General features: G+C 44.2%; 5 protein-coding genes and 1 pseudogene. All 6 read left to right on the top strand.

All coding sequences use genetic code 11. The features are described 5' to 3' along the window. Nucleotides 1-27: 27 nt before the first annotated feature. The 6 genes and pseudogenes from WG906_RS03525 to WG906_RS03505 all read left to right on the top strand — a co-directional run bounded on the left by WG906_RS03525 (nt 28) and on the right by WG906_RS03505 (nt 11,805). Entirely contained in the window at nt 28-4,218 is a 4,191-nt protein-coding gene (locus WG906_RS03525) for a hybrid sensor histidine kinase/response regulator transcription factor (RefSeq protein WP_339991139.1), read from the top strand. A 358-nt stretch (nt 4,219-4,576) separates the two neighbouring features. Continuing rightward, nucleotides 4,577-6,973, top strand: a complete 2,397-nt coding sequence (locus WG906_RS03520) for a beta-xylosidase family glycoside hydrolase (RefSeq protein ID WP_339991138.1) — start codon at nt 4,577-4,579, stop codon at nt 6,971-6,973. 66 nt (nt 6,974-7,039) lie between these two features. After that, nucleotides 7,040-8,386, top strand: a complete 1,347-nt coding sequence (locus WG906_RS03515; protein ID WP_339991137.1) for a family 43 glycosylhydrolase — start codon at nt 7,040-7,042, stop codon at nt 8,384-8,386. Between the two features lie 240 nt (nt 8,387-8,626). Beyond that, on the top strand, nt 8,627-9,472 hold the full coding sequence (locus tag WG906_RS03510; protein WP_339991136.1) for a sialate O-acetylesterase: 846 nt from the start codon (nt 8,627-8,629) through the stop codon (nt 9,470-9,472). A gap of 113 nt (nt 9,473-9,585) precedes the next feature. Next, nucleotides 9,586-9,720, top strand: a pseudogene (locus WG906_RS19405) (carbohydrate-binding protein); the annotation flags it as partial. Nucleotides 9,721-9,762: 42 nt separating this feature from the next. Beyond that, a complete protein-coding gene (locus tag WG906_RS03505) occupies nt 9,763-11,805 on the top strand; it encodes an NPCBM/NEW2 domain-containing protein (RefSeq protein ID WP_339991135.1) in 2,043 nt (680 codons plus the stop codon).

Raw genomic sequence — 11,805 nt, 5'->3', positions numbered from 1 at the left:
GCCAAAATTATGCTAAACAGCTTGATATTGAAACAATTTTTCTGCTTTTGCTTAATTTCTGTATGGATAATACAGGTTTCATATGCGCGACCGCAAAGGATAAATTTCACGTCCCTTACCACGAAAGACGGCTTGTCGTCGAACACCGTCACGTCGATTTTAAAAGATCGTGAGGGTTTGATGTGGTTCGCCACCGAAGACGGACTTAATAAGTACGACGGTACGAGCTTTACCGTTTATCGCCACAGCGACCTGGATCCCGGCAGCCTGCCGACGAACTACGTCGTGTCGCTTCACGAAGACCGCTCAGGAAACCTCTGGATTGGGACCAACGGAGGGTCATTAGTTATTTACGACAGAAAAAGGGATTCGTTCAAACGATTAACTTCATTTTCCGGTTTCGATGCACAAAGCAGTGTTATTCGGGCTGTCTGCAGCGATTACCTGGGAAAGGTTTGGGTGTCGAGTTTTTCAGGACTGAGCGTGATTGATCCCAAAACAAAAAAAGTATCGCAGTTTACCGTTAACCCTTTACGCGCTGGCAGCTTGTCGACTAGCAACGTGATTGCTCTTTTTGAGGATAGCAGGCGCCGGCTTTGGGTAGGAACCGATAAGGGCGTATTCTTGTATAACAGGAAAGAAAATTCTTTTTCGCATTTCGGGCACTCTCCCGCATCGGCTTCAAGTCTTGTAAGTAATTCGATAAGATGTATTGCAGAGGATGCTGCCGGTAATATCTGGATCGGCACGGAACAGGGCCTGAGTATGCTGATGCCTGACGGTAGGAGTTTCAGAAACTTCCTGCATCGGGCGGGCGATAACACTACTTTAGCAAGTAACGATGTATATTCCATTGCCGCTGATCCCGGAGGCAAGCTGTGGCTGGGCACCGAAGAGGGTTTAAATATTCTTGATATCAGATCGTTCAGGATCGAAACCTATAAGCCGGACAGCCGGGACATTCATAGCCTGACCGCCAAGTCTATTCGTCATATCTATATCGACAGGCAGGGCATCTATTGGGCAGGAACCTTTAAAGGCGGTATTAACAAATATGATAAGAATCTAAGCCTTTTTAACCTGAAACAAAGCAACCCCTTTGATACCAGGGGCCTGAATGGTTCAAATGTGATGGCCTTTGCCGAAGCTGCAAACGGTGATGTTTTCGTTGGAACAGACGGAGGTGGACTTAATCTGTTTCACCGGAAGACAGAACTCTTTACTCACTATGGTCTGCATCCGAAAGGAACAGGAGCTCAATCGGGGGATTTAAGTATCCTGGCACTCGAAATGGCCAGAAATAATCGTTTATGGATTGGTACATATTCGAATGGACTTTTCGAATTTGATCCCCAAACCGGGAAATACCGGCAATTTCTTCAGGGGAGCTCCTCGGCTTCAATCACGAATAATAATGTATTTTGCCTGAAGGAAGACTCTAAAGGGAATATATGGATAGGAACAAACGGAGGAGGAGTGAATGTGTATCACCCGGAGTCGCAAACTTTCAGTAATTATCACCGGGAATCGCCACTTGCAAAGCCAGGGAATTTGCCTGTAAACGCCTATATACGAACGATTGAAGAGGATAGTGCGGGTAATATCTGGATAGGTACTCACGGTTCGGGAATGACCGTTTTTAACCCCGAGACAAAGTCCGCAAAGCTCTATGACCAGAACACCAGCAAGTTGCCGAGCAATGTAGTCCTGTCTATATTCGCCGATAGTCGTCAGAATATTTGGGTGGGCACACTCGGCGGCGGCCTAAGTTTCTTAGACCGGAAAAAAGAAGAGTTTATCTCTTTTTCAGAACGGGATGGCCTGGCCAATGGGGTCGTTTATAAAATCCTGGAGGACAAGAGCGGGCTGTTATGGCTGAGTACAAATTCCGGGATCAGCAGCTTCGATCCGAAAACCAGGAAGTTCAGGAACTATAACAGGTATAATGGTGTTCAAAATAGTAATTTTAATCAGGGAGCTGGCCTAAGGTTATCCGGCGGAGAAATGTATTTTGGAGGACTGGATGGCTTCAACTATTTCTATCCCCACGATATCAGGATCAATACAGATATTCCGAATGTTCTGATCAGGGAATTGAAAGTTGATAATAACACGGTCGTTCCGGCAGAACACTCACCTCTTGAAGAACATATTTCAATCGCGAAGGAAATTAATCTCGATTATAAACAAAATTTTACCCTCGGATTTGTTGCACTCAGTTATACTATTCCGCAGCAATACAGGTATTCTTACAAGCTGGAGGGTTTTGACAAATCATGGAATGAGGTAGGAACTTCAAAGACGGCTTCCTATACCAATATAGATCCAGGAGACTATGTGTTTAAAGTTCGGGTGAGTAATGCCGATGGAACAGCTTACGGGAAAGTCACTACTATAAAGATTCATGTCGAGCCACCTTTTTGGTTAACCATATACGCGTATATCTTTTACGGATTCGCCTTCTTGGGCATATTGTTTTATCTGCGATACAGGGGTATTCAAAAGCTGAAGCGCGAATTCCGGATTGAACAGGAAAAAATGGAGGCGAAACAGCAGGTTGATCAGGAACGGAAGGAGGTTGAACGCCTTCACGAGCTTGATATGCTAAAAATCAAGTTCTTAACTAATTTAAGCCACGAGTTTCGGACTCCAATTTCATTAATTATGGGACCTGTGGACACGCTTCTGTCAGATAAGGTGATGGAAGCTGGCAAGAGCCAGTTGTATATGGTTAAGAGAAATGCGCGAAGGCTTCTGAACCTTGTTAATCAATTGCTCGATTTCAGGAAAATGGAGGAACACGAATTACGGTTGAATATATCGCAGGGCGAGCTGGTTTCTTTTGTCAGCGAGGTTGTCGATTCGTTCAAAGATTTGAGTGAGCGAAAAAATATCATTCTCCTGTTCGAGAGTTCTATAGAAAACTATTATACTACTTTCGACCATGATAAAATAGAACGCATCCTGTTCAATGTATTGTCCAATGCGTTCAAGTTTACTTCTGGTGGGGGTAGTATAAAAGTGGAGCTGGAAAAGGCTCCGGAAGGAGGGCCGGATGTGGGATCATCTATAATTATTAAGGTTACAGATACCGGGATAGGAATTCCGGCCGACAAGCAGGAAAAGATTTTTGACCGCTTTTTTCAAAGCGATACTGCAGCCTCGATTCTAAATCAGGGGAGCGGTATCGGACTCTCTATTACCCGCGAGTTTGTGAAAATGCACGGCGGAACAATTCGGGTAGAAAGCGAGCTGGAAAAAGGAAGCAGCTTTATCATTCATCTTCCTTTTTCTCCTCTTGAATTTATTGAAACATCCAGTTTGGAAGTGGCTTCGACTGCCAAGCCGGCACCAGATCAGTACCCTGAAGAAGAACCTGAAGCAGCAGTTGAAGTCGCAGAGAGACAAAACGGATCGGCAGTTGAAATAGCATCAATCTTACTTGTAGAGGATAATGATGATTTTAGGTTCTATCTGAAAGATAATCTGAAAAACTTTTACAAGGTTTACGAAGCAACTAACGGAAAGGAGGGCTGGCAAAAGGCTTTGGCAAACCATCCTCAAATTATCGTAAGCGATATCAATATGCCCTTAATGGACGGAATCGAGTTTTGCAGGAAGGTGAAATCAGATAAGCGCACCAGTCATATTCCGATCATTTTGTTAACTGCCTTAACAGGCGAGGAGGAGCAGATTAAGGGCCTTGAAACAGGAGCAAATGATTACATGACTAAACCCTTTAACTTTGAGATTTTGAACGCTAAGATCAAAAACCTGCTTGTTCTTAATTCAACCTTAAAGAACACGTACACCAAGCAGATAAAAGTTCATTCGTCCGAACCCGTAATAGAATCGCATAGTGATAAATTATTGAATAAGGTAGTGCTGTACATTGAGGAAAATATCAACAATCCTCAACTCTCGGTTGAGGACCTTAGCCGGCATGTTGGTATGAGCCGGGGATCACTATACAATAAGATACTTGAACTCACAGGCCTTTCGCCTGTTGAATACATACGATCGGTTAAGCTTGATAAGGCTGCTGTTTTGCTCGAAAAAAGCGACATGAATGTGGCGCAGATTGCCTATATGGTCGGATTTGCCACCCCAAATTACTTTGCCAAATCGTTTAAGGCTAAATTCAATATGCAACCGTCCGAGTACATCGCATTGAAAAGGAAGGCGGCTGACAACAAGCTGAGGGAAACAAAGTCCTAAACATAACAGTGTAACTGTCCTCTGGCAATCTAATCTGTTTGCTGCGGGAAAACCCGTTGTTTACCGCGGTGGCTTTTCGACCTGATGGCGGATGCCTGCCCGGAGATACTCCCGTCGGATGGACGCTGGAGATGAATCAGGAATTTTTAAACATTCTTACCCTGAATTTGCTGATTTTTTTCCGCATTGATGCTTCGTGCAATATAAATTTGACGCTGCCAGTATGATCTTTTTGCGGGGCTTGAAGTCACAAAAGAACATCAGGCGGTAAAGCCAAAGAACCTGTTCTTATATCCTGAAAAGGAATCAATTTTTGACAGAATAGCCTGGTCTCCATCAAAAAATTAATTATATTCTGATGAAAAAAATAAGTGTTATAACTGCATGTTTTTTAATAGCTGCATCTTTTGTTAGCGCTCAAACCCTTATTAAGCAGGCCCCAGAGGGTTTCGATGTGGTCCGAAAGGACATAGCTCATGGCAAGATCGATACCATTACCTACGCTTCAAAAACTGTTGGAACACTGCGCAGGGCCCTGGTATATACGCCTCCGGCTTATTCGAAAAGTAAAAAATATCCGGTTCTTTATTTATTGCACGGCATTGGTGGCGATGAAAAGGAATGGTATAAACAGGGAAATCCGCAGGTGATACTCGACAACCTTTACGCAGAGAATAAGCTTCAGCCTATGATCGTAGTTCTCCCGAACGGAAGGGCCGCTAAAGATGACCGTGCTGCAGGGAATATTTATGGTGCCGACAAGGTTCAGGCCTTTGCAGCTTTTGAAAAGGACCTTCTTGATGACTTGATTCCTTTTGTTGAGAACACTTTCAAGGTAAATACGAGCCCGGAAAACAGGGCCATCGCAGGTTTATCTATGGGCGGCGGTCAGTCATTGAATTTTGGCTTAGGTAATCTGGATAAATTTGCATGGGTGGGAGGCTTTTCATCGGCGCCAAATACCAGGGAACCTGAAGTGTTATTACCTAAGCCGGAAGAAGCGAAAAAAAAGCTGAAACTTTTATGGGTCTCCTGCGGAAACAGTGACAATCTGATGCGAATCAGCCGCCGCACTCACGATTATCTGAAAAAGAACAATGTTCCTCATGTTTTTTATATAGAGCCGGGAGGGCACGACTTCAAAGTTTGGAAGAACGATTTATATATGTTCTCGCAGTTGTTATTTAAGCCGGTAGACGCCTCTCTGTTTTCCAGATACAGCATTGATGGAACGCCTGCGTCTAACAATGCTGTATCCGTAGCCGAAGGTAACAGGGCGCAAAACCCGGTTATCTTTGCCGATGTACCCGATGCTTCCATGATCAGGGTTGGAAATGTGTATTACATGAGCAGTACCACTATGCACATGAGTCCGGGTGTCCCAATCATGAAGTCAACAGATCTGGTAAACTGGAAATTGATAGGATATTGCTACGACACCCTGGCTAATATAGACGAGCTTAATCTTAATAATGGAAAGAGCACCTACGGGCGCGGCTCATGGGCAAGCAGTATCCGTTATCATAAAGGAACCTTTTATGTCAGTACATTCGCTGGCACAACCGGTAAAACCTATGTATATTCTACACAAAACATAGAGAAGGGTCCCTGGAAGTTATCTTCATTCAATCCCAGTTATCACGACCATTCCTTGTTTTTTGATGATGATGGGAGGGTATACATGATTTACGGGGCCGGAAAGCTTAATTTAATTGAACTTAATCCGGACGCCTCGGGCGTTAAGCCGGGAACCCGGGAGCAGGTACTTATCGAAAACGCAAGTGCTCCATCCGGAAGCAACGTCGGGCTTCCTGCCGAGGGATCGCAATTGTTTAAAGTGAATGGAAAATATTACCTTTTTAATATAACCTGGCCCCGGGGCGGCATGAGAACTGTCGTTGTCCATCGGGCGGATAAGATTACAGGTCCCTATGAAGGCCGGGTAGCCTTACAGGATATGGGGGTTGCGCAAGGCGGACTGATCGATATGCCTGACGGTACCTGGTATTCATATCTGTTCAGAGATTATGGATCTGTGGGGCGCATTCCATACCTGGTACCTGTAAAATGGGTGGATGGCTGGCCTGTACTGGGAGGAGAGGGAAAGGTTCCTCAAACGCTTGATTTGCCCCCATCTAAGGGCTTAATTTCAGCGATTGTGGCTTCTGATGAGTTTGCCCGTCAAAAGGGAGAGCCTGCTTTGCCGCTCGTGTGGCAATGGAATCATAATCCTGCGAATCAGCTCTGGTCGGTAAATGAACGCCCCGGTTACCTTAGACTTAAAACAGGAAGGACAGACACTTCATTTTTATCAGCCAGAAACACCCTGACCCAAAGAACCTTCGGACCGGAAAGCACAGGAACCACTGTTTTAGATGTTTCCAAAATGAAAGATGGTGATATAGCAGGGCTGGCCCTTTTACAGAAACGATATGGTATTGTTGGCGTGAAATCCGAGGCTGGGGCCAAATCTATAGTCATGATCAGTGCGCAAAGCGAAAAACCTGTTGAGATAACCAGGATTCCACTAAAGCAGCAGAAGGTATACCTGAAAGCGGAATGTGATTTCAGAGATCGGAAAGATATAGCGAAGTTCTCGTATAGCCTGGACGGGAACACCTGGACTTCAATTGGCGAACCTTTGAAAATGGCCTACACCTTGCCACACTTTATGGGATACCGATTTGGTCTGTTTAATTATGCCACCCAAAATATCGGTGGCTACGTTGATTTCGATTGGTTTAGAATAAAGTAAAGTTCGGTTGCCGTATTCGTTCAGGTCCATACAACTAGTAATTTTTAAAATATTTTTCAAGCATATATGATAAAAGCAAAGTTTTTCTATATCCTTTCTGTGATAACGATTTGTGTTGTCGGTGAGCTCTTCGCCCAAAATCCACTGATCACGAACCAGTATACCGCAGATCCTTCGGCCCGGGTTTTTGGCGACAGGGTGTATGTGTATCCTTCTCACGATATTCCTCACTCACCCGGAAAAGGACGGGCGAACTGGTTTGTCATGGAAGACTATCATGTGTTTTCTTCTGCCAACTTAACCGATTGGACCGACCACGGGATGATCGTTACACAGAACAAGGTTTCCTGGGTGAAACCGGATAGTTACAGTATGTGGGCGCCGGATTGTATCTACAGGAACGGCAAATATTATTTCTATTTTCCAAGTACGTCGAAAGACACGACTAAAGTAAGGGGCTTTACCATTGGTGTTGCTGTAGCCGACAAGCCGACAGGGCCCTTCGTGCCTCAGCCTGAACCTATAAAAAATGTGAAAGGAATCGATCCAAACGTGTTTATCGACAAAGACGGACAGGCATATTTATATTGGTCGCAGGGAAATATATATGGAGCAAAGCTTAAAGAGAATATGCTTGAGCTGGCCTCAGACCCCCTTACTCTTGGCGAACTGCCGAGCAAAGGGCTGAAGGAAGGTCCATACGTGTTTGAGCGTAACGGGATTTATTACATGACCTATCCTCATGTTGAAAATAAAATCGAGAGGCTGGAATATGCTATCGGTAATAATCCGCTGGGGCCTTTTAAGTTTGCTGGTGTAATTATGGACGAATCTGCGACGGGTTGCTGGACTAATCACCATTCCATCATCAATTTTAAAAAGCAGTGGTATTTGTTCTATCATCATAATGATCTTTCTCCAGACTTTGATAAGAACCGGTCGATACGGATGGACAGTTTGTCTTTCAATGAAGATGGTATTATCCGAAAGGTAATTCCCACACTAAGGGGAGCAGGGCTTACAAATGCAAATGCAAAAGTACAGATAGACCGCTATAGCGGGATAAGCAAAGAGGGCGTATCTGTAGCTTTTATTGATACTGCGGATCGCTTTAAGGGATGGAAAGCTAAGTTTAGTTCTCCCGGTGCCTGGCTGCAATATAATAGTGTTGATTTCGGTGTGAAGAAGCCTGCCTCGGTTCAATTAATGATAGCTTCTGATGACGGCGGTACATTGCAGATAAGGTCAAACTCTCCGGCTGGGCCCATTCTGGCAGAGGTGACTATTCCGGTATCTAAATCATGGAAGGTAATTACATCTAAACTTTCCGGAGCCGGTAAAGGAATTCAGCATCTATTTATAACACAGAAAGGCGTAGGCGGGATTGAGGTAGACTGGATGAGTTTTAAATAGGTCTGCTTCAATTAAGAATAGACAGAATATACTTCACCTTTATGGGTCTGCGCGAATTTCATTGAACAAAAGTGACATCATTTTGTAAGATTCGTGCTAATCGATAGGGCACGTTCCAGCTAATTTAGGAATCGAAACCAAAATAATCTAACTCTCTATTATGTGAGAATAGAAATGTATATCAGCATGATTTGTATGATGTCTGGCAATGTTTATTAATGACAATTAAAAAAAATGAATATGAATTTACTGAGAATCACCTTATTGTTTTCTTTTTTCCTGCTTTCGAATCAGCTGGCTTTTTCACAAGACCCTAAGTTCTACATTTTCCTATGCCTGGGTCAATCCAATATGGAGGGTAGTGCTAAATTTGAGCCGCAGGATACCACTGTTAATAATCGTTTTCAAGTTTTGGAAGCAGTTGACTGCGATAACCTGGGCAGAAAAAAGGGAGAGTGGTATACGGCTGTTCCTCCGCTTAGCCGTTGCAGAACAGGTTTGGGGCCGACCGACTATTTTGGTCGCACAATGGTAGCCCAACTTCCTGCGGACGTTAAAGTAGGAGTGATTAATGTAGCTGTAGGAGGATGTAAAATAGAGCTTTTTGATAAAAATAACTATGAGTCGTATGTTTCTACCGCACCCGACTGGATGCTCAATATGATTAAGGAATATAACGGAAATCCCTATGCTAGGCTTGTGGAAATGGCGAAGATTGCCCAAAAAAGCGGTGTTATAAAAGGGATTCTTTTACATCAGGGCGAATCTAATACCAACGATGCAACCTGGCCCCAGAAGGTGAACGGGGTATATAATAACTTGCTGTCGGATCTCAACCTGAAGGCAGCTTCTGTTCCCTTGCTTGCAGGAGAAGTGGTGCACGCCGATCAGGGAGGTGTTTGTGCGAGTATGAACAAGATTATCGCAGAATTGCCGAAAACTATTCCAACTGCGCACGTAATTTCGTCTGCAGGCTGCGCTGATGGGGCAGATAATTTGCATTTCTCACCTGAGGGCTATCGCGAATTAGGAAAGCGTTACGGCACTAAGATGCTTTCCCTTTTGGGGTATGGTGCTGTGAAGTAGATATTAGACAAGTGAGGCTCGACCCGCAAATTAAGCTCAGCTACAGGCGAATTATTGAAATGCATTTAAATAACCCTGAAGGAGAACTGTTGGGGTAATCTGAAGTAAAAAATACCGGAGGCTTACAAAAGTGGATAACGATTTCAGCTAAGGTTAATAAGACAAATGGAGTTCACGATCTGTATTTTGTTTTTAATGGCAGTCAGGGCGATCTGTTCAAAGTCAACTGTTGGAAGTTTGACAAATAAGATTTTTTCATACTCACTCATACTACCAATTATAAACCAAAAATGAATACCCCAAGTAAAGGCAAATTTACTCTTGCTTTCTCCATTCTAATAATCTTCAGCTTAATAGGAATAAGCTCTCTTTCTGCGCAAACTGTTTGGTTAGATCAGCTTGATCTCAACGCAGCTACGCAGGGCTATGGAGTACCTAGGAAAAACAGGACAGTTGATGGCAAGGTTATGACCATTGCGGGCAAAACGTTTCAACGCGGCTTTGGTACCCACGCAGAAAGTTCCCTTTTAATACAGCTTGATGGTAAGGCAAATTTCTTCAGCGCCTGGGTGGGAATTGATGATGAAATTAAAGGCCAACAGCCTGCAGTAGAATTTATCGTTTACGGAGATGGTTCAAAGTTGTGGTCGAGCGGATTAATGCGTTTAGGCGATACTGCCCGGCGATGTAATGTAAAGCTTACCGGTGTGAAAAAACTTGAACTGGTTGTAAGTGATGGAGGAAACGGAAATTATTACGATCATGCAGATTGGGCAGATGCGAAATTCGAGGCGGCAGGCGTGTCAAGCTTTGTTACTGTTAATCCTGTTTCCAGCGAAGTCTATATACTTACACCTCAGGAATCGGCAAAACCGAAGATTAATAGTGCAAGCCTATTCGGTGTTCGCCCGGGCTCTCCCTTTCAATTCAGAATACCTGCTACAGGCGACCGGCCAATGAGATTTTCTGCTTCCGGATTGCCTCAGGGACTTATACTTGATCCTCAATCAGGACTTATTACAGGGAAGCTAACCAAGGCCAGTGAGTATGTTGTTACCCTGAAGGCGAAGAATGCGAAAGGAGTAGCCGAGAAAAGTCTACGCATAAAATGTGGTGATAAAATCGCGCTTACTCCACCAATGGGCTGGAACAGCTGGAATTGCTTCGCCGGAGAGGTTTCTGCAGAAAAGGTAAAGCGTGCTGCGGAAGTAATGGTAAAATCAGGATTGGTAAATCACGGATGGAATTATGTAAATATTGACGACTTCTGGCAAAATCACCGCGATTCGAAAGATCCTTCTTTACAAGGTAAGCTGCGGGACGAGGCGGGTAATATTGTTCCTAATAAAAGGTTCGGTGATATGAAAGGACTGGCAGATTATGTACATGGCCTCGGCTTAAAAATTGGCCTTTATTCAAGTCCCGGTCCCTGGACATGTGGTGGCTGTGCCGGAAGTTATGGCTATGAAAAACTAGATGCCGAAAGCTATGCCAAATGGGGATTTGATTACCTGAAATATGATTGGTGCAGCTACGGAAACGTGATAAATGGAATGCCGGAAAATGATCCTCACAAGGTGAGCTCGCTGTCTTATCAAGGAGGAAATCAGCTGGCTACCGCGATTAAACCCTTTAAAGTAATGGGCGATTATCTCCGCGAGCAACCACGCGATATTGTTTTCAGTTTGTGCCAATACGGCATGTCGGATGTATGGAAATGGGGCGATTCTGTTGGCGGAACCACCTGGCGCACCACCAATGATATAACGGATACCTGGGCAAGTGTTAAGGGCATTGCATTAGAACAGGATAAATCTGCACCCTTTGCTAAACCTGGTAACTGGAATGATCCTGATATGCTTGTAGTTGGAACGGTAGGATGGGGCAATCCTCATCCAAGCAAGCTTAAGCCGGATGAGCAATATCTTCACTTTAGTCTCTGGAGTCTATTTTCTGCGCCGTTGCTTATTGGTTGCGATATGGAAAAACTGGATGCGTTTACCCTGAATTTATTGACAAACGACGAAGTGATTGCCATCAATCAGGATGCTCTCGGTAAACAAGCCACAAGCCTTCAGACAATCGGCGATCTGCGCATTTATGTGAAGGAACTTGAGGACGGAAGCCGTGCAGTAGGTTTTTGCAATTTCGGTTTGGAGAAGCTTAAGCTGTCTTATACTGATTTTGCAAAACTGGGTATCACGGGAAAGCAAAAAGTTCGCGATGTATGGAGACAGAAAGACATTGCAGCTATAAACACTGGAAAAGAAGCTCTTCAGGTGGAGGTTCCGGTGCATGGAGTGGTGCTGTACAAGGTTAGCACAATTAAATAG

Source organism: Pedobacter superstes, from assembly GCF_037622515.1.
Taxonomy (GTDB): domain Bacteria; phylum Bacteroidota; class Bacteroidia; order Sphingobacteriales; family Sphingobacteriaceae; genus Paradesertivirga; species Paradesertivirga superstes.
Note: the sequence above shows the minus strand (reverse complement) of the source record. Positions and strands in the feature narration are given on the sequence as shown.

Coding starts and splice junctions, on each gene's coding strand:
- WG906_RS03515 (WP_339991137.1), top strand. CDS start 7,040: ATGATAAAAGCAAAGTTTTTCTATATCCTTTCTGTGATAACGATTTGT.
- WG906_RS03505 (WP_339991135.1), top strand. CDS start 9,763: ATGAATACCCCAAGTAAAGGCAAATTTACTCTTGCTTTCTCCATTCTA.
- WG906_RS03520 (WP_339991138.1), top strand. CDS start 4,577: ATGAAAAAAATAAGTGTTATAACTGCATGTTTTTTAATAGCTGCATCT.
- WG906_RS03510 (WP_339991136.1), top strand. CDS start 8,627: ATGAATTTACTGAGAATCACCTTATTGTTTTCTTTTTTCCTGCTTTCG.